The sequence below is a fragment of the Photorhabdus sp. RM322S genome (assembly GCF_042879395.1).
Lineage (GTDB): Bacteria > Pseudomonadota > Gammaproteobacteria > Enterobacterales > Enterobacteriaceae > Photorhabdus > Photorhabdus khanii.
Map to the genome: position 1 here is coordinate 27,704 of NZ_JBHFKW010000015.1, position 19,478 is coordinate 47,181.

14 protein-coding genes and 3 pseudogenes are annotated in these 19,478 nt (G+C 40.8%); 5 read left to right on the forward strand and 12 right to left on the reverse strand.

Features of this window, described 5'->3' with window-relative positions; genetic code table 11:
- Positions 1-127: 127 nt before the first annotated feature.
- The 3 genes from ACGF63_RS10760 to ACGF63_RS10770 all read right to left on the reverse strand — a co-directional run bounded on the left by ACGF63_RS10760 (position 128) and on the right by ACGF63_RS10770 (position 3,829).
- Entirely contained in the window at positions 128-1,012 is an 885-nt protein-coding gene (locus tag ACGF63_RS10760; protein ID WP_387630607.1) for a bifunctional metallophosphatase/5'-nucleotidase, read from the reverse strand.
- Positions 1,013-1,030: 18 nt separating this feature from the next.
- A complete protein-coding gene (locus tag ACGF63_RS10765; RefSeq protein ID WP_387630610.1) occupies positions 1,031-1,798 on the reverse strand; it encodes a ribonuclease in 768 nt (255 codons plus the stop codon).
- A gap of 75 nt (positions 1,799-1,873) precedes the next feature.
- On the reverse strand, positions 1,874-3,829 hold the full coding sequence (locus tag ACGF63_RS10770; protein WP_036842335.1) for a bifunctional 2',3'-cyclic-nucleotide 2'-phosphodiesterase/3'-nucleotidase: 1,956 nt from the start codon (positions 3,827-3,829) through the stop codon (positions 1,874-1,876).
- Between the two features lie 808 nt (positions 3,830-4,637).
- Here ACGF63_RS10770 and rdgC point away from each other — a divergent pair.
- The 3 genes from rdgC (at position 4,638) to ACGF63_RS10785 (ending at position 8,088) form a co-directional block, all read left to right on the forward strand.
- Positions 4,638-5,549 carry a recombination-associated protein RdgC gene (gene rdgC, locus ACGF63_RS10775; RefSeq protein WP_036842333.1) on the forward strand — a complete coding sequence of 304 codons (912 nt, stop codon included), beginning with the start codon at positions 4,638-4,640 and terminating at the stop codon, positions 5,547-5,549.
- A 530-nt stretch (positions 5,550-6,079) separates the two neighbouring features.
- Positions 6,080-6,931: a bifunctional 2-polyprenyl-6-hydroxyphenol methylase/3-demethylubiquinol 3-O-methyltransferase UbiG gene (locus tag ACGF63_RS10780; protein ID WP_036842331.1), complete on the forward strand. Its 852-nt coding sequence runs from the start codon at positions 6,080-6,082 to the stop codon at positions 6,929-6,931.
- Between the two features lie 134 nt (positions 6,932-7,065).
- A complete protein-coding gene (locus ACGF63_RS10785) occupies positions 7,066-8,088 on the forward strand; it encodes a Fic family protein (protein WP_387630614.1) in 1,023 nt (340 codons plus the stop codon).
- A 138-nt stretch (positions 8,089-8,226) separates the two neighbouring features.
- Here the strand turns inward: ACGF63_RS10785 and ACGF63_RS10790 are convergent, their stop codons facing one another.
- The 3 genes from ACGF63_RS10790 to ACGF63_RS10800 all read right to left on the reverse strand — a co-directional run bounded on the left by ACGF63_RS10790 (position 8,227) and on the right by ACGF63_RS10800 (position 13,060).
- Positions 8,227-9,975, reverse strand: a complete 1,749-nt coding sequence (locus tag ACGF63_RS10790) for a glycoside hydrolase family 39 (protein ID WP_387630617.1) — start codon at positions 9,973-9,975, stop codon at positions 8,227-8,229.
- A gap of 222 nt (positions 9,976-10,197) precedes the next feature.
- A complete protein-coding gene (locus ACGF63_RS10795; protein ID WP_387630619.1) occupies positions 10,198-11,952 on the reverse strand; it encodes a glycoside hydrolase family 39 in 1,755 nt (584 codons plus the stop codon).
- Positions 11,953-12,739: 787 nt separating this feature from the next.
- Positions 12,740-13,060: a DNA-binding transcriptional regulator gene (locus ACGF63_RS10800; protein ID WP_036842324.1), complete on the reverse strand. Its 321-nt coding sequence runs from the start codon at positions 13,058-13,060 to the stop codon at positions 12,740-12,742.
- A gap of 62 nt (positions 13,061-13,122) precedes the next feature.
- Between ACGF63_RS10800 and ACGF63_RS10805 the strand changes: the two are divergent.
- Positions 13,123-13,426 (forward strand): annotated as a pseudogene (locus tag ACGF63_RS10805) (3-oxoadipyl-CoA thiolase); the annotation flags it as partial.
- A 17-nt stretch (positions 13,427-13,443) separates the two neighbouring features.
- Here the strand turns inward: ACGF63_RS10805 and ACGF63_RS10810 are convergent.
- On the reverse strand, positions 13,444-14,340 hold the full coding sequence (locus ACGF63_RS10810) for a LysR family transcriptional regulator (RefSeq protein WP_387630622.1): 897 nt from the start codon (positions 14,338-14,340) through the stop codon (positions 13,444-13,446).
- A gap of 178 nt (positions 14,341-14,518) precedes the next feature.
- Here ACGF63_RS10810 and ACGF63_RS10815 point away from each other — a divergent pair, with 178 nt between their 5' ends.
- Positions 14,519-15,703 (forward strand): MFS transporter, encoded by a 1,185-nt coding sequence (locus ACGF63_RS10815; RefSeq protein WP_331251344.1) that lies wholly within the window; start codon positions 14,519-14,521, stop codon positions 15,701-15,703.
- A gap of 373 nt (positions 15,704-16,076) precedes the next feature.
- On the opposite strand, the pseudogene ltrA reads toward ACGF63_RS10815, so the two are convergent.
- The 5 genes and pseudogenes from ltrA to ACGF63_RS10840 form a co-directional block, all read right to left on the reverse strand.
- Positions 16,077-17,410: pseudogene (gene ltrA, locus ACGF63_RS10820) on the reverse strand (group II intron reverse transcriptase/maturase).
- Between the two features lie 28 nt (positions 17,411-17,438).
- On the reverse strand, positions 17,439-17,564 hold the full coding sequence (locus ACGF63_RS10825; RefSeq protein WP_387630626.1) for a hypothetical protein: 126 nt from the start codon (positions 17,562-17,564) through the stop codon (positions 17,439-17,441).
- Positions 17,565-18,163: 599 nt separating this feature from the next.
- Positions 18,164-18,358 (reverse strand): annotated as a pseudogene (locus ACGF63_RS10830) (transposon DNA-invertase); the annotation flags it as partial.
- A gap of 132 nt (positions 18,359-18,490) precedes the next feature.
- On the reverse strand, positions 18,491-18,778 hold the full coding sequence (locus ACGF63_RS10835; protein WP_132355883.1) for a helix-turn-helix domain-containing protein: 288 nt from the start codon (positions 18,776-18,778) through the stop codon (positions 18,491-18,493).
- Positions 18,768-19,088, reverse strand: coding sequence for a type II toxin-antitoxin system RelE/ParE family toxin (locus tag ACGF63_RS10840; RefSeq protein WP_152962564.1), 321 nt, complete (start codon positions 19,086-19,088; stop codon positions 18,768-18,770). The genes ACGF63_RS10835 and ACGF63_RS10840 overlap by 11 nt, the downstream gene beginning before the upstream one ends.
- Between the last annotated feature and the right edge of the window lie 390 nt (positions 19,089-19,478).

Here is a 19,478-nt window from a genome sequence, read left to right on the forward strand (position 1 = left end):
GATGTGGTACGGTAGAACATTGACTCCCCGTTTCCACATCCCGCTCAATAAATCAGAAAGGTAATTCATTTAGGATCTGTCTCGTTGAGTATTATTAACAAAATAACCCAACGAAACAGGTCGTTGATTATTTTTTATTCACATCAACAATATGGGCTTGTTTAGGATAAGCAATCGGTGATTTCTCAGAGAAATATTTCACCACCGCATCGACATCCGGCACACCGTATACCGGGTCAGTACCCTCTTTAAATACAGAGAAACTACTCCCTCCGGTTGCCAAAAATTCATTAGCCACCACACGGCATTTCCCCTTTAATTTCACAGGCTTGCCGTTAATTTTCATGGAACTGACAATGACACGATCCCCTTTTGGTTTAGAACTATCCCACTGATATTGGAAGCCATTCGAAACCGCCAAAATTTGCGGCTCAGAACGATCCCATTGTTGTTCCAACAGGCGTTTAATTTGCTCACCAGCCAAGTCAGCACGGATACCACCGCTATTTATAAACGCAATTTGAGCGCTGCCGCTCTCTTTCGGCGCAGCGGTATACAGATAAGCATCCACAATCACTTTACCCAGAGAAGACTCACCCGCACTGTTGCTTCTCCTGCTCAAATTACGATCCAACTTACCAATCACACGGTTTTCCAATGGCGTGGCTATTTTTCCATATGCATCCAACATCTTGGTGATTTCTGCATCCTTTTCATATTTATGGTTATCTACCCAAATATTTTTCGCTTCGAAATCAACAACATCTTTGGTGATTTTATCCAGCTTCAAATCCAGATTAGTTATCAGAGCACCATTAGCCTGGGCAGACGTGACCGGCTTACCATTAATCACACAGTTATAAGCCTGATGTGTATGACCGCTAAAGTCATTTATCGCCAGCACACGAACATCAACCTCACCGGCTTGATCATAACCGGGGTCAGTGGCACACCCAGCCAATAGAGCGCTACCAACCGCAACAACAAGCAACTTATATTTATAATTCATCATGTTATCTTTTGGTCATCATCACTCACGTTTCGGACAGTCAATCACGTCGAAATCTTTGCTGTAGCAAATGTAAAATTCATTATGATTGATCGGAATGGCTTTACCTTTTAATAACGGGTTATTTTCCTTAAGGAACTTAATTAACTGCTCGTTAGATAGGCGATCCTTTGGCAATACCAATCCGCTGAACAGTTCTTGCTGTTTACTGAAAAATTGATCTGGCGTTTCAAACGCACAGACGCCATGCTTTTCCCACTCGGCTTGCAGCAAATCTACACCTGGAGAAGTACACAGATAAGGTTTAATTGCCTGATAATCCAGTGATGGCAAATCACCCTTACACAAACGTGGATGTTTACGGATATCAGACCAATCACGACACTGATCCATTGATTTACCATCACAGGTTTGCGCCCACAAGCCATGAATTATCCAGCCAAATTTATTTTCTGAGAAACATTGCAGTGCAAATTTTTTATATTCACTCTGTGCTTTGGCAATTTTATTATTCTTTTTCAGTTTGTTAATTTCATTCTCTTTGTTTTTACAAAATGCCGGAGAATAATTAATCGCCAGTTTGAAGTAATCTGTAGAAGCTTTAGCGTTCTGACCATAACGGTCATTTTTAGCAACGTAGTCATAATCTTCCGGTGGATTAGCGGGCAATATACAGGAAATAGCTTCTTCCGGTTGTGACTCTAAAGAATCAATTAATTCTGGTTGCTTCGCACAGCCGACAACCAATAAAACAAATACTGCCGGTAATAAGTTAGAAAAGCGCATCATCGTTCCTTATGGGAAACTCTTTCCCTATTGAATGGCAAACAAAAACCTGCCCACAAGGGCAGGCGACTATTAAGATTATTTTTTTCCGGTCAGATCAATTTGATACACTGCAAAACCGACATCATCATTTTCCAGATATTTCACTGGATACTGAGAGAACTCTTTGATAAATTTCGCTGCTTTTTCACTCGGAGAAGTTTCGAAACGAATATCCAATTTCTTGTCGGTTTTGATTGGCATAATCGACCAGTTATTATCGGCCTTGGTCGCTACCATACCTTTCTCTTTAGACATTTTGACAATGTAAGAAGCCAGGATAGCGCGGTTCTCATCCGGTGATGCGAATGCAATATGACCTTCGCCTGTACCGGCAAATTTACCGCCATATGCACGATAATTATTGGTAGCAATCAGAAAGTTAGCTTGAGGATCGATAAGCTTACCCTGATAAGTCACCTCCTTGATACGGTTCGCCTCTTGATTGATGACCTGACAATCAACGTCATATTTAGCGGGTTGAGTCAGATCAATTTTATAATTCACGCCACTAATCGTGTCGAAGTTATAAGTACGGAAACCGCTCCAGTTCAACAGATACTGAGGCTGAGTTGAATTTGGATCGATCTGGTTATACATGCCGGCAGAACACTCCAACCATTCAATCACATCAGCACCGGTTACCTTCACAACAGCCAGTGTGTTTGAATATAGATAGAGATCCGCCGCGTTACGGAACGTCAAATCACCTTTTTCAACTTCGACGAAGTCTGCGGGGGCATTCTTACGACCACCGACTTTGAAAGGTGCCGCCGCTGCCAAAACAGGAATATCTGCTAAATCCGGATCACCCTGAATAAAATGCCGTGTGTAATCTGCCTGTGCATCATTCACGATCTGTACTGTCGGGTCACTTTGGATTAGGGCAAGATAGCTGTACATATTGGCGGAAGCTTTACCAATCAATTTACCGACAAAACCCCGGGTTCCCTGATGGGCTTGCTCGATAATCTTCACTAACTCGCTATCGCGCCCGACCAGTGCCTTTTTACCCACTTTGTCATAAATCGGGCGCGCTTCCGCCTTTGCTTCCGCCACCTTCCAGATCCCGCCATCATTGTTGATAACCATATCAACAACGCCCAAATGATCGCCCCACTGACCGGGCATGACAGCCGGAATACCATTAACCGTACCTCTGGCAACGTCAACCCCTTTAATGTCTGCAAATTCCTCACTTGGGAACACACCGTGCGCATGACCAAACATAATCGCATCAATACCTTCAACCTCACTCAGATAATAAACCGAGTTTTCAGCCATTGCCTTATAAGGCTCTTTGGAAAAACCAGAGTGAGGAATAGCGATAATCAAATCTGCGCCCTGTTTTTTCATTTGAGGAACAAATTTCTTCGCAGTTTCAGTAATATCGTTAACAACAACTTTTCCATCCAGATTAGGCTTATCCCAGATAGCAATCTGTGGCGGTACAAAACCGATATAGCCAATTTTAATGGTGTGATCTTTACCCTCCCGATCTTTCACTGACGTATCAACGATAATATAAGGCGTGAAATAGTTTTTACCGGTTTTAGCATCCATTATGTTGGCATTGATATAAGGGAATTTCGCACCCGCAATGACTTTTTTCAGATAATCCAAACCAAAGTTAAATTCGTGGTTACCAAAGTTACCCACGGTATAACCCATTGTGTTCATTAATTGATGGGCTGGATGAGATTCCCCTTTTTTCAGTCCCTTCGCCGCCATGTAATCTGCCAACGGGCTACCTTGAATCAAGTCACCGTTATCGACCAGAATCGTGTTGGAGGCTTCTGCTTTGGCCGCTTTAATTAAATTCGCAGTACGTACCAAACCAAATTGCTCTGTGGATTTATCTTTGAAGTAATCAAAGTCAATCAGATTACTGTGAACATCAGATGTTTCCATTACTCGCAAGTCAACCGTTGCAGCATTGACATTAAATGCGACCAATAAGGCTAATGTGGAAACCTTCAACACATACTTAACCATTTCACACCCCTTTTTAGGCTAGTTAAGGAGAACTTTAGCTCTCCTTATCACTTTCAACTTAGAAGTACAGACGAGCTGCTGTTTCCAGAATAGTCTGTTTTTTATTCTCATAAGCTGGGTTGTCGCTGTGTGCACCATCATATGCCGCTGCAACGAACAAACGCCGGCTATTAAACTGCAAAACGTTTATCTAAACCAACAGCGTAAGCCTGTTTTTTATAGTTAACCGTATTTGCATTTCTATCACGCAGATAGTAACCCGCACACACACTAATTTCGATGTTATTCCAGTGCCATGAAAATCGAGTAGCTTTCTCTGATTCCTGAAACGATAAATAAACTAATCAAAGTGGCTAAAGATTTCATGTTTTTCATCATAAAATATCTATTACGATATTTTCGGATAAAACAAAACCATCTATGGATTATAAATTTCAAATATTATTTACAAATACTTTAGATATTCAGACAAAAAAAATCATAAGTTTACAATTAAAACAATCTAAAGGCATTAATTAAAAACAGAGAAAAAGTTAATGCTTAATTACATTTTCAGATTATAGCCAGACAGTGCAACTTTAATTTCATCAATGATTTTTTGATATAAAAATTTATTTCCTGATCGTAGTGACACACTCACCACCAAACACCCATTTTTTCAGCAAATCCGGCAACGTCTGATAGAGACGATCCACATTCAGGATAAATTGACACAAGAGACTAGGGCTTACCTCTGTGATTCGTTATCATGCGGACTTATGTTTGAGATGCTCAACGATTAAATGAGCAAAAATATGGGATAACTTCAATGTTGTGGTTCAAAAATTTAATGATTTACCGTTTAAACCGGGAAATTTCACTTTCTGCGGATGAACTGGAAAAACAATTAAGTCCGTTAGCGTTCACCCCATGTGGCAGTCAGGATATGGCGAAAACAGGCTGGGTATCGCCAATGGGTTCGCACAGCGACGCTTTCACCCATGTTGCGAATAATCAAATCCTGATTTGCGCCCGTAAAGAAGAGAAGATGTTGCCTTCACCGGTTATCAAGCAAGCGCTACAGGCAAAGATTGAAAAACTGGAAGGAGAGCAGCATCGCAAACTTAAAAAAACAGAGAAAGACTCTCTGAAAGATGAGATATTGCACACCTTGCTGCCACGGGCATTTAGCCGTTTCAGCCAAACTTATATCTGGATCGATATAGCCAATAATCTCATCATTGTTGACGCCGCCAGCGCTAAACGGGCCGAAGATAATTTGGCATTACTGAGAAAAAGCCTCGGCTCTTTACCTGTTGTTCCTCTGACATTTAAAGATCCAATAGAATTAACCCTGACAAAATGGGTACGTTCCGGTGATCTGCCGGCGGGCTTTGCTTTAATGGATGAAGCCGAACTGAAAGCAATTCTGGAAGAAGGTGGGGTAATCCGCTGTAAAAAACAGGATCTGGTTTCTGATGAAATCGCCACCCATATTGAAGCCGGAAAATGTGTTACCAAACTGGCTCTCGACTGGGAAGAGCGTATTCAGTTTATGTTGTCAGATGATGGTACTTTCAAACGCATAAAATTCAGTGATACCCTGCGTGAACAAAATGATGATATCGACCGGGAAGATTATACCCAACGGTTTGATGCTGACTTTATTTTAATGACTGGTGAATTAAGTGCACTGATTAAAAACACCATTGACGCATTGGGTGGCGAAGCGGAAAAATAACAGCAGCCCTTAAGCTATCCGCCGCTTTGGATTATTTTTCAGAGCGGCATTTTTATGCCTTTCTTAACTTTATACTTTCATTTGGAGAGAAAGAAATCCAAAATTTTCTCGGCCATATTAATATGATCTGGCAGGATTCTTAGGGATTTAAACTCACTACACAAGACTGGTATAAGTTCCAACAACTAACAAAATAGAACCCCATCTAGTCAATAATAGTGCTCATATCTACAAGTATGAGTAATTGGATTCACTAACGAATAATAATCCTATTCACTGTATAACTTTACAATTACTTAATACTAACCTCTCCGTTTAAACAGCTCTTATTCTTATAAAAACTTATAGTAAATAATATTATTAAATATAACATGTAGCTGAGGTTATATTTACTGATAATTTTGCCAAAGTAGAGTTTTAATTACTATTAAAATAAATACAATAATCCTAATTTTTATTGTAATATCTTTCTTACCAACCAACATAAGCAATAAATAAATTTATTTTCGTTCTGACACAGGTAAAAACAGATGAATAAAGAATTTCATGAAGCGAACCGTTTGTCGTGGAATGCCGCTACTGTTGCTCATAACAGTCATAAAGGTGATCAGGCCGTTTTTTTCAAGCAAGGCGGCAACACTCTCTATCCGGAGGAATTATCACTATTGGGTGATATAAAAGGTGTAAATATCTTACACCTACAATGTAATTCGGGTCAGGATACTTTAAGTTTGGCGCACTATGGCGCCAAGGTAACCGGAGTCGATATTTCTGATGAAGCGATTAATTTCGCCCGTCAATTATCCTACGATAGTGGCATTCCAGCCCAATTCCATCGCGCTGATATTTTTGATTGGATGGAACAAGCCATTACAGAAAATTTAAAATTTGATCGGATTTTCTGTTCTTATGGTGTATTGGTTTGGATTTCTGATCTGAAAAACTGGGCCAGACTTATTTCACAATTATTAACACCTGAAGGAAAATTTGTACTCATTGAATTTCATCCATTCGCTCTCTATTTTAATGCACAATGGAAGCCACATTATGACTATTTCAGGGAAGGCGCAATAATTGAAGAAAACGGTGTTCACGATTATGCTGCTGAATCCACCGAAACCCTCTGTCCAAGTGGCATGATAGAAGAAGGTATTAAAGATTTCCAAAATCCTCACCGTAGTTATGAATTTTACTGGGGGATCAATGAAGTACTCAATGCTCTGATACAAGCAGGATTACGCATTGAACAATTCAATGAATACCCTTACTCGAATGGATGGGGTGGATTTGAAGGAATGCGTCATATCGGTGGCGGCAAAATGGTACAACCGGAAGGAATGCCCCGTATGCCGCTAATGTATGGTGTGCTGGCAGGGAAATAATAAGACACTCCGTGTAACAATCGCCAGTCTGTTGCTCAATATCACCTTACTGGCGATAATACCGATCTTTTCAAAACCCAATAACAGAATTAAAGCTATTTACCGTAACCCTATAAATCCAATTAAGGTGTTCAATGAATTCGGCGAAAAAAGGTTATCAACCACCTTTCTCAATTACAGTTAAAATGATCCAATTAGTCGCCGAAATCAGTGAGAATATCGGGCGGTTAAGTACAGAACAGGAACAAGCAAAAGCCCTGCGATTGAGACGTATCAATCGGATACGAACAATTCATGGCTCGCTGGCGATTGAAGGTAACTTGCTTGACACAAGCCAAATCACAGCAATTATTGAGGGAAAGCGAATCATCGCACCAATCAACGAAATACAGGAAGCACGTAACGCTATTTTAGCTTATGAGCAGCTCCAGCATTGGCATTTCACATCAGAACAGAACTTACAGGAAGCCCACTCTGTTCTGATGAAAGGGTTAATAGATAATGCAGGTCGTTACCGGAATAGTGGCGTTGGTGTCATGAATGGAGAAAAAGTCATTCATATGGCTCCGCAGGCAAACCGGGTTTCAAAACTGATGGCTGATCTTTTTTACTGGCTGAACTCTACGGATATTCATCCACTTATTGCCAGTTGCATCTTCCATTATGAATTTGAATTTATTCACCCGTTTGCCGATGGTAACGGCAGAATGGGCAGATTGTGGCAGACATTAATCTTAAATCAATGGAACTCATTATTTGAATTCATTCCAGTTGAAAGTCTGGTTTACAAGCATCAGGCTGATTACTATCAAGCAATTAATCTCAGTACCCAACAAGCTGATTGTGCAACCTTTATTGAATTTATGTTGAGCATGATACGTGACGCAATTCTAGAATCTACCCATCAGGCTACCCATCAAGCTAGCCATCAGGTTACCCACCAGGTTAGACAATTAATTATGGCGTTGGAAGGAGAAATGAATCGTGAGCAACTTCAATTAGCGCTTGGATTAAAAGATCGCAGCTCATTCCGTCTACGCTATCTGCAACCTGCACTAGAAGCCGGATTGATTGAAATGAGTCATCCAGAAAAACCCAGTAGTCCATTACAAGGTTATCGTTTGACAGAAAAAGGGTTGCATTTAAAACAACAATAAATTAGCTCTCCAAACTATTCGTTATTATTAAACAGGCTCTTCTCAGAGCCTGACAGGTTAAAATAATTTTATCCCTTGATTTAACTTATTAATAAAACAGGAAAAAAACTTGCCATAACATTTCTATTTTATATCAAACTAATGATGACTGAACTCTAATGAATATAATGTTACCGTTGAAGGAGTTGCTCCTTTATCTACCAGCGTTAGCTTATTATTAGATATAGACACATTAATTTGGTTGGTCACCTCTGGCGGCGACATTTGTTCCAATCCTCCGCCTTCCTGAATACGGTACGCTTTAACTTTAAATTTTTTATAACCTATATGGTTAATCACCACAGTAACACCTTGGTCACTATTCGTATAATCACGACTTTTAGCTCTCAACAAATTATCATCCGGAAGTTTCTGAACAGGATCATGTTGCACTACCATATTATCAGAATTCATTGTTGTCGGATCAACACCACCAAACCATTTGTTTTTGCTCCAGGTATCGGTTAATTGATTAAGTGATCGGCTAGTATCCAAATAATATTGTTGATATAGATAATCAGGTGCCGAATTACTATCTGCAAAACTCTTATCAACTTTATAATTTGCAGCTAAGATATTAACTTTATTGCCTTCTGCATTCTCAGCCGCCAAAACGGTTAAGCCTGTGGAAAAATCCTTATTACCACTTAAGATATAAGGTGTTTCAAACATTCTGGAAAACAGATAAAAGGACTGAGCTGAATACGTACAGCAATTTTTAACGCATGGATTTTTAGGACTAGATTGATTATTAAACAGACCAAAAGATAGGCCATCACCTCGATAATAATAAGCTCTATCGGCTTTGGTATATTGCATATAAATAAACGTGGAAGCAATATATGCCGCATTTTTAGGGCTCTGCACCTTTGTATATGTATTTTTCGTCCCAATAGCGCTGGAATTCCACTCAGTACAGAAACTTTCTGCATCGGTAAAACCATAAGTATTCAAACTTTGTTGAACCGCATTCCCCACGTCAATAATGTTTTGTGGGTCTCCAGTTATAACGTATCCATGCCAGGAAAAGAAATCTAACGGTACATCATTATCTTTACAATATCGTAAGAATCCATCAACATAATCTTCAAGTTTTCTATTAACAAACGCAATACCAGCGCCACCTACTTTAACCGAAGGATCAACAGCTTTAATTATTCTTGCAATTTTCGCATATAATTCATAATATTTTTTAGGATCATCACTGTTCCAGAAATAAAGTAAGTCAGGTTCATTCCAAACCTGCCAATAAGTTATTTTTCCCGGCAAGCCGATTCTGGCATAGTTTAAAGCATAGCGATTCACTAAGATGCCCACTAACATTGCATAAATATCAAAATCTTGTGGTATTTCATAACCACCCTCACCGGAACGCCCAATACGAAACATGATTTGTCGCTGAATATTACAGGGATTCAACTCGGCTTTATTATTCATAATATCGCGCAGATAAGCGTCAGTCATTTTATAATTAGCCTCTTTTAATGCAAGACTAATATCATGATTTCTCATCCCAGCAGCAGCATAGGGAAAAATGCTTCTGATATTTGAAATATCAGAAAATAGTCTTTTAGCCGCGAGTTTATTTTCTTCTGGGACATTAATAATCATTTGACTCTGATCACTTAGTCTATCCACCTGGAAATAGTTATCCATATCGCCAATACCAAAACCATCATGAAGCCGGATATGGGTAATGCCCATCTGATTAAATTGATCATCTAAATCGGGGAAGCCAGGTGCCAGAGATTTAGGTACACCATTCAAGCCATTAACCTCTTTAAGCAATGAGTGATGCCCAGCCGATAAATCTCGATGATTTTTATTGAATGAAAAAATTTTAGTCATAATAAACCTCTATGTTAATTAAAAAATTACATTATCAATGACAATCATTGTATACACTCTGAATTAAATACATTTCGTCCGACTCCTCATGATTAAAAAGGCTCCTTTCAGAGCCTAATGGATTAAAATAAACCTCTTATACATGACTATAATTATTTTATTTTCCACTTAATAATAAAACAAAGAAAAATAACTTACTATAATATTTTAATTTCATAAGAACTAATGATGGCTTAATTCTAATGAATATAATGTCACCGTTGAAGGTTTTGCCATTTTATCCACTAATGTTAATTTATTATTAGATATAGATACGGTAATTTGGTTAGTCACCTCTGGTGGTGTCATTTGTTCCAATCCTCCGCCTTCTTGAATACGGTACGCTTTAACTTTAAATTTCTTATAACCTATATGATCAATCACTACGGTTACACCTTGATCACTATGAATATAATCACGACTTTTCGGTCTTAAATACGTATCAGTCGGAATTTGTTGTACCGGATCATTTTGCACTACCGCATTATTATGATGAATTGTTGTCGGATCAATACCACCAAACCATTGATTCTTGCTATAGGTATCGGTTAATTTTTCCAATGTTCGGCTAGTATCCAGATAGTATTGTCGATATAAATCCGCAGGAACGGGAGCGACATTACCATCTGAAAAACTCTTATCAACTTTGTAATTTGCGGCCAGAATATTAATTTTATTACCTGATTCATTCTCGGTTGCCAAAACGGTTAAACCTGTTGAGAAATCCTTATTACCACTTAATATATGAGGTGTTTCGAACATTCTGGCAAAAAGACTAAAGGATTGAGCTGAATACGTACAGAAATTTTTAACACATGGGTTTTTAGGATTAGGTTGATTATTAAACAAGCCAAAAGATAAGCCATCGCCTCGATAATAATGCGCTAGGTCAACTTTCGCATATTGCATATAAATAAGTGATGAAGCTATATATGCTGCATTTTTAGCACTCTGCACTTTTGTAAATGTATTTCTCGATCCAAAAGGACTGGAATTCCATTCAGTGCAAATACTTTCAGTCTCGGTAAAATCATAAGTATGCAAACTTTTCTGAATCGTATTACCCATATCAATAATGTTTTGCGGGTCTCCAGTATCAACATATCCATGCCAGGAAAAGAAATCCAATGGTACATTATTATTCCTACAATATCGGAAAAACCCATCAATATAATCACCGCCTGCATTATTACTGAATGAAATCCCAGCACCACCAACTTTAGCATCAGGATCAATCGTTTTAATTACCCTTACTATTTTATTATATAATTCGTAATATTTTTTCGGGTCATTACTATTCCAGAAAAACAGTAAATCAGGTTCGTTCCAGATCTCCCAGTAGCTTATTTTCCTTGGCAAACCAATTCTGGCATAATTTAAAGCGTAACGACTCACCAAGGTACTGACTAATATTGCATAAATATCAAAATCCTCTGGTGTTTCATAACCTCCATCAAGAGAACGCCCGATACGAAACATGATTTGGCGCTGAATATTATCTGGATTCAGATCTACTTGATTACTCAGAACATCGTGCAAATAAGCATCCGTCATTTCATAATTAGCATCTCTTAATGCAAGATTAACATCATGATTTCTCATCCCGATAGCCGCATTGGGAAAAATACTTCTAACATTTGAAATATCAGCGACAAGTTTTTTTGCCGCAGATTTATTTTCCTCTGGGACATTGACAATCATTTGATTTTGATTATTCTTCCTATCCACCTGGAAATAGTTATCCATATCACCAATACCAAAACCATCATGCAGACGGATATGGGTAATTCCCATCTGATTAAACTGATCATCTAAATCGGGGAAGCCAGGTGCTAGCGATTTAGGCATCCCATTCACACCATTAACCTCCTTGAGATGTGAGTTATGCCCTGCTGATAAATCTCGATGATTTTTATTAAAAGAAAAGATTTTAGTCATAATAAGTCTCTATATTAATTAATAACTTACATCTTTATAAATCAAAAACAACATCAGAGAATAAATATATCTCTCTGATAACTCAATAATAATAAATGAGGCGAATGCTTAGATAATAGTTAAATATCTCTTTTAACTACTCATTAAAGTTATCAGCTATTAATTTAGATTTGGTTTATTAATCAACTAATTACATTGATATAATTATCAATAACAATAAGAACAACACTGTAGTTTACTTGATAATATCAGAATTAAAATAATCACAAAAATAAAGTTCCCAGTAAGAAATTGATAATAATAATCATAAAATAGCACAAGGTAAAACCATATAGTCAGTAAACTTTACCAATGAATATATAATTGCAAGTCATTAATACGTGCTATAAATATACTTGAAGTTTTAGTCATTTAATAAAATTCCTTGCAATTTTAAATTATCCATTACCAAGCAATATTAAAAAATAAAAACAAATGACTACATTCATAATAATCGCACTGCTAATTTTATTATCTATAGAGAAAAATTATCAGATAATAATAAAAAATACCAAACAGTTAATATATGTGAAATATATTCTTGCATTTTATGCAAAGCACTTATACGTTAAATATAGATTTACAAAGTTAAAAAAAGAATGAAATATAAAACTCACACATAATGAGGTAACAATAGTGATGACCAAGAAAAATGCTTTATTGACTGGTGCAACAGGTTTTATCGGTGCATATGGGCAGGGAGCGTGAAACAAACAGCCTTGGAATACCAAGGCCGTTCAGAGTGCAGTTAAATAACCAGTGCCTTCTGGTCAATTAAATTAAGTATACGCAATGCAGCGCCATTAGGTTTTATTTCACCTCGCTCCCATTTCGATACGCTTTCTTTTGTCATGTTTAATATCAAAGCAAGCGAAGATTGGGAAATGTTGTATTGAGCACGGATCCGCTTAATATCATCCCCTGTCATAGAGAGTATATTTCCGTATTTTTCTTTTAGCTCTCTGTCTTTAATTCTGGCTTCAATACGGCGAACTGACTCACCATCTGTTAAACCCGCAGCCTCAATTTCCTTAGCGAAATCAAGCATTTCATTCATTTTACTGGTCATCTTTAACCTCCACCAATAGTGATAGCTCAATCATTTTATTAATTTGGGTATCATTAAAATCTAAAAAAGCCTTAGCAATATCTGGAACAAGAATTGAAGACATGGATGTTATCGAAATCAATGAAGCTTTTGCTGCACAGACTCTGGCTGTAATGAAAGAGCTTAATATTCAATGGGATGCATCCCATGTCAACTGTAACGGCGGTGCTATCTCTCTGGGACATCCATTAGGTGCATCTGGGGGACGGATTTTAGCGAATGCCGTCTATCAATTACACCGCCAACAAGGAAAACTGGCCTTATGTACTATGTACTATGTGCATTGGCGTTGGACAAGGAATCGCGATGATCCTTGAGAAAGTTTGATCACTTTTCTATTAACGCTAAATCGCCTTGGCAAGCCACTCCTGCAATAGTGATATAAATACCGTTAATTTTGCTGGCAGGTGCGCAAGTGCCCGTAATAAATAAATACCATCCTTACGTTCATCAGGATCATTGAACAATGCAATAAGCTCTCCAGAACGAATATCCGATGAAACAACCCAGTTAGGAAGAAGCCCTACTCCAAATCCATTGACGGCGGCTATTCTCAATGTGTCAAAATCGTCACTGCGAAAAATCCTATTCTCATTGCTGAGATTGATAGCATCCTGATAGTGTGACCAGCAAATGCCAGCAGGATCATGATGTTTATCAAGCAAATAATGGTTAGATAACTCAGAAAGTGTTGTCGGAGCCCCGTACTTCTGGATATAACCTGGACTGGCGCAAACAACCCAAGTCTGGGTGGCGATCCGTTTTGAATAAAGCGAACTATCTTTTAATTCACCAATCCGAATAACCGCATCGAGACGATCCCTAACGGGATCAGTCAATCTCTCTGTTTGATCAAGTTCAACTTGAATTTTGGGATATTGGATGAATAGTTCTTCCAGCATGGGAATTATATGGTGACGCCCAAACGTTGGCAGACAGGCGACACGCAGTACCCCTTGCGGTTCTCCATCCAAAGCCGCTAACTCAGCCTGGATATCGACAAGATTATCGATAATATCTTGCGCTCTTGAAAACAAAATCTCTCCTGCGTCAGTCATTGATAAACCACGGGTAGAACGCAAGAAAAGTTTTACCTCCAACATCTGCTCAAGGCTGTCTATCTGACGTGTAATAGATGAAGCTGCCATGCCCTGTAGACGAGCAGCAGCTGAAAAACTCTGTGAATGGGCAACATTAACGAATGTTGCCAGAATATCGGTACGTAACAAATCTTTCATCATAGATTTTACCTATATATGATTAAACGTATCTGATATTACAAACAAGGTATGGAATTTGATAGCGCTATCAATTTTGCATTCTATGCAAAGCAATTTCGCTTGCCATCTTTATTCCCGCAATCCTGAGATAGTGGCAGAATTCTTTTACGGTAATACAGATCAAATGCTGGAGGTTTTCGTGTCAAACACAGCAATCAAACCCGATCCTACTTCTTCTATTTCTCTCATATTATTATCTGCCGCTTGCGGTTTTGCTGTGGCTAATCTTTATTATAACCAGCCATTATTACCGGCAATAGGCATAAGCTTTGGCATTGATGGCGCAACATCCGGTTGGATCGCCACGTTAACGCAAATTGGTTACGCTGCGGGGCTTTTCTTTTTTGGCCCTCTTGGGGATACATTAAGTCGTCGTAAGCTTATTTTCTGTCTACTAATCGGCAATATAGCCAGCCTTATCTTATGTGCCACCGCACCGAATTTTATATGGTTTTTGACCAGTAGCCTGATATTAGGGCTAACCTCTATTTCAGCACAAATTATCATTCCGGCAGTATCTGGGTGGGCAGCGCCAGAAAAACGTGGCCGGGTTGTAGGAAATCTGATGAGTGGCCTTTTCGCGGGAGCACTGCTTGCCAGAACACTGAGTGGCGCAGTCGGAGAGCATTTCGGCTGGCGTGAAATGTTTTTACTGGCAGCTTTAATAGATCTGTTCCTGTTTTTTCTGGTCTGGTTTGTTCTTCCAGAAACAGCAACACCACAAACTATGGCTTATGGTCAGCTTCTTTCCTCACTCGGCAAGCTGGTTAAACAACAACCACTTTTGCGTGAAGCCGCTTTATCCGGTTTTTTGTTATTTGCCGCTTTTAATACGCTTTGGGGCTCTCTGGCCTTATTGCTTTCTCAACCCCCTTATGATTGGGGTAGTGATATCGTGGGTCTCTTTGGCTTGACAGGCATTGCGGGAATGTTGGCTTCATCAACAATGGGTTCAATGACCGATCGTTTCGGGGGAAGAGCTGTTGTGACTACTGGCGCTTTATTGGTGACGTTGGCCCTGTGCCTGATTGGTGGAACCCGTCACAGCATTCTGTTTTTATTCGCGGGTATTATTTTCCTGGATCTTGGCAGCAGAGCGGGTTTAGTGGCGAATCAAACACGGCTGTATACTTTACTACCTGATGCCCGGAGCCGACTGAATACTGTTTTTATGACATGCTATTTCTCCGGTGGCGCAGCGGGTTCCTCTTTGGGAGCGATAGCAGCCTGGCATCTTTCATGGAGTGGTGTCGCTCTCAGTGGCGGCGGATGCGCACTATTAGCAACTATTTTGGTTCTGTTTGGTGCAAAACGTTTGGTATAACCGCGCTAAGAATAGCTTTATACACAATGGAATGCCGGTAACAAGTAATCAAATAAAAGTACTTATTAATGATGTTTGTATTGATATTGAAGCATTAGCCAGGCGTCTGGAAATTACAGTTCCGATGCTGCTTGAACTGGCTAACGATAGTTCACTTTATGAGCTTAACAATCAGACAGATTCTGTAAACGTCATTTCGATGTTTTCATATCGATCCAGAATAGCCTGATTATTCCCACCCTGACAAAATTAAGCTCTCATTAGGGGTTTGGGTTGAGTAGACCTGCCGGTTACCCGGACAGGCCCCTCCTCAGAACCGGACTTGCGGAACTACCGCATCCGGCTCCCGACAGATCAGTGTCCCCACACATATTCAGCGAGTTAGTAACAGCATTGATTTGGTTTTCCATTTATCTGGATAACCCAGTATTTTCAGGATCAGATTCAGCCTTTTCCAAGTCATCGGATGGCGGCCACCCTTACGGTTAAACCACCTGTAGAGTATCCGACGGCTCTGGTAAATGAACTGCCCGATGCGCCTACGGTTATCCGAGATCCCGTGGTAGTTAATCCATCCACGAACCACCCGGGTAACCGTACTGAGGGTTTGTCTTTTGTTTGCGTTGAGGCTCTTCCACAGGAAATCTCTCAGCCCCCTCAGTTTTACCGCGAAACGGTCCTTTCTGCTCGTATATTTCAGCCTCCAGAACCCTTTTCGTGTGCGCCCCCAGTAACAGGTAAACCCCAGAAAGTTGAACGTAGGAAGACGTTCTCCCCTCTGATTTACCCTCATCGCCGCCACGTGACCCGCCGCAAGAAGCTGCGATTTATCTTCGTGAAGCTCAAGGCCAAACCGGCCCAGTCTTTTCGGCAACACACTGTAAAAGCGTTTCGCCTCATGCTGGTACTCGAAGGTAAATACCATATCATCTGCGTATCTGATCATGCCTGCCTTTCCCCGAATATGCGAACGGCTGATTTCAGCAAACCATTCGTCAATGACGTGGTGCAGGAGATGTTGGCGAGTACAGGTGACAATATGGAGCCCTGCGGACAGCCGATTTCGTTGCTGAGGATATTTCCATTTTCCAGAACAGGAGCCGTTATCAGGGCTTCCGTCAGTCTGAGAAAACGGCGATCTGATATTTTATTCCGGAGCAGTTCCATCAGTTCACCATGCGGTATCCTGTTGAAATATTTCCGGATGTCTATCTCCACTACTGCTCCATTCCAGTTGCGAATGGTTTGCTGTTGCAGAGCCTGTAGTGCCATGTGACAGCTCTGTCCCGGTCTGAACCCAAATGAACACGGCAGGAATAGTGGCTCATAAATTTTGCCGAGGATCGTGCTGACAGCAAGCTGCACAACTTTATCTTCCACACAGGAAATGGCCAGTGGTCTTTTGCTGCCATCCTCTTTTGGGATCTCCGTGATTCTGGCTGGTTTAGGGCGATAAGAACCCCGGCGTATACGCCGGAGCAGCCTGTCGATATTCTCGTCCAGTTGTTCACCCCATTTGGCCTTCGTCACATGATCAATTCCGGGGGCTTTATTCCCGTCCAGACGCCGGAACTGTTCTTTCAGCATATCGCTATCAATCAGGTGTCCAAGGTTGCTGAACATTGCTGACCGATCGCGAACTGATTTCTCGCCTATGCGCTCAAGTTTCGTTAACCATGATTGCCCGTCGTTGCTGAGTACGGTCATTGTTTCTCTCTTACGCTCGATCTGTCTGTCAGCCCTTCTCTCCACGGTCGTTACCCGCATCACTACTATGGCTGACTCCGACTTCCGGGTGTTCATCTCCGTAGCCTTGTGTTTGGCACTTGTGCTGCGGATACCCCATTCCTGGGGGAAACATCCGGATCTCCTGTGTTCCATCATTTATCTCTGTAAACTCGCCGACGCCTGCACTCCCGGTGGTTGGTATCCTTCGGCAGTTCGCCAGTATGGCCTCCGGTAACCTGTTGCCTGCCAGGTGCTCCAACCTGTCGGCTTCCACAATTAGTTCAATTTCGGGAGTATCACGTTCACCATTTGGTTTCGGCTCGGATACTTCGCTGTCTACGCTTCACCTTCCAGGTTACCCGGGACGGCGCAAGACTCGCTATCCGGTGGCACTGGCTGCGCCTTCCGGAGTAGGACTTTCACCTGCAAGATAAATGCAGCTTTTCACAACGCACGGAGCAACGAGAGCATAAAAAAGCGTGGGGCACTACATTGGTGTTATGCTGTGATAGCTAATGTAGAACTATCAACCGTACTCCAGCTAGCTCATAATTTTGATGCCAGGATACCAACGCTCAAGTTGTGCCTTTAGCTTGCCATTCAGAACGGTCATCTGAGGGGAACATTAAAAGATTGCCCCAAGGTTTTTATGCTCTCTACATTAGGCTATTTTTGCCCATCCCCCGATAGGGTTCAAAGTTGATGAGGAAAAAAATGGGTATTCAGTTAGCGCTAAGATTTTAATACTCTTTTGCCGTATTCTCTGAGTTCCCCATCTAGCCCTACATACTTATAGATAGCCTGCCTGCTAATCCCAAGCTCTTCACATAATTCAGATACGCTACAATCCCTACTTTTCATGGAAGCTTGTGCCAGGCGAACCTGAGATTTTGTGAGTTTAAAAGAACGTCCACCTGCACGTCCTCTTTTATACCGCCAATTTTAACTATTATAAAAGTGCCAATTTGGCACTTTTAAGGGTTTTTATGAGCGGGTTTGAATTGCGCATCTGGCGCAGGGGAATGGGCTGTGGGGTTCCGGCGTAGAACCCCAACATTATTACAACGTAATTTGTGGGTGCTCGATGCCGCAGGCCGCAGCGTAACGAGCCAGCGTTTCCAGACTGGCTTTTTCAGCATTACGCTCAGTACGGGATACTGCCGCTGGTGACACCCCCAGACGTTCAGCTATCTGGGAACTGGTCAGCCCGGCAGAAGAACGCCATTCGACCAGCTGGGCGCGGATTTTTTCGGCCCGCAGATCCGCTTCATATGCTGAACGAACTTCCGGGTCGGATAAAATTTCCTCGCGGGCTTTCGCCCACGGGATTGATTTTTTAGTTGCCATTTAACATCTCCTCTAACCTGTTAGCTGCCGCGTTTAGCATTGCCGGTGGTAATTTTGCCGTATCCTTAACAAAAACTTTAAGGATGAATACCCGCCGCCCCTTCTGGTACACATAGATTGCTCGCCCGATGTCTCCGGCTTTAGCCCTCAGTTCGAAGAATCCATCCCGGATCGGTTTTGTATCAGGCTCCCGGAGTGTGGTTCCAAAAGCAGCCAGCTTGTCTATCTGCCGGGTCATTTTTGACTGCAACGCCGGGGGCAGCTCCTGTATCTCTTTCAACGCTTCTTCGTGGATTTCAATATCAAACATTTAGCGCCTCCATGTATATGATATTAATCCATGAGTTAATTTAACTCAAGAGTTTACTTTGTAATGGGAGGCTAAGGTGCAGACTCCTTCATCCAGACCTCTGTGTGACGGAGGTGAAAAATTTTCTGGGGTTCCGGTGTACCAATGGCATTCGGTTAAGATCTTGCCGGCGCATCAAAAGAGAGAGCATAAAAATCCGTGGGGCAATCGTTTAAATGCTCTCCGCATCAGAATTAATGAGCTAGCCGGAGTACGGTTGATGGTTCTACATTAGCTATAGCAGCATAAACACCAATGTAGTGCCCCACACAATTTCATGCTCTCCTAATGTATAGAGCATAAAAACCTTGAGGCAATCTTTTAATGTTCCCCTCAGATGACCGTTCTGAA

Bases quoted from the DNA above. Each gene is read 5' to 3' on its own strand.
- ACGF63_RS10760 (WP_387630607.1), bottom strand. From the start codon at position 1,012: ATGATGAATTATAAATATAAGTTGCTTGTTGTTGCGGTTGGTAGCGCT.
- ACGF63_RS10765 (WP_387630610.1), bottom strand. From the start codon at position 1,798: ATGATGCGCTTTTCTAACTTATTACCGGCAGTATTTGTTTTATTGGTT.
- ACGF63_RS10770 (WP_036842335.1), bottom strand. From the start codon at position 3,829: ATGGTTAAGTATGTGTTGAAGGTTTCCACATTAGCCTTATTGGTCGCA.
- rdgC (WP_036842333.1), top strand. From the start codon at position 4,638: ATGTTGTGGTTCAAAAATTTAATGATTTACCGTTTAAACCGGGAAATT.
- ACGF63_RS10780 (WP_036842331.1), top strand. From the start codon at position 6,080: ATGAATAAAGAATTTCATGAAGCGAACCGTTTGTCGTGGAATGCCGCT.
- ACGF63_RS10785 (WP_387630614.1), top strand. From the start codon at position 7,066: ATGAATTCGGCGAAAAAAGGTTATCAACCACCTTTCTCAATTACAGTT.
- ACGF63_RS10790 (WP_387630617.1), bottom strand. From the start codon at position 9,975: ATGACTAAAATTTTTTCATTCAATAAAAATCATCGAGATTTATCGGCT.
- ACGF63_RS10795 (WP_387630619.1), bottom strand. From the start codon at position 11,952: ATGACTAAAATCTTTTCTTTTAATAAAAATCATCGAGATTTATCAGCA.
- ACGF63_RS10800 (WP_036842324.1), bottom strand. From the start codon at position 13,060: ATGACCAGTAAAATGAATGAAATGCTTGATTTCGCTAAGGAAATTGAG.
- ACGF63_RS10810 (WP_387630622.1), bottom strand. From the start codon at position 14,340: ATGATGAAAGATTTGTTACGTACCGATATTCTGGCAACATTCGTTAAT.
- ACGF63_RS10825 (WP_387630626.1), bottom strand. From the start codon at position 17,564: ATGTTTCCCCCAGGAATGGGGTATCCGCAGCACAAGTGCCAAACACAA.
- ACGF63_RS10835 (WP_132355883.1), bottom strand. From the start codon at position 18,778: ATGGCAACTAAAAAATCAATCCCGTGGGCGAAAGCCCGCGAGGAAATT.
- ACGF63_RS10840 (WP_152962564.1), bottom strand. From the start codon at position 19,088: ATGTTTGATATTGAAATCCACGAAGAAGCGTTGAAAGAGATACAGGAG.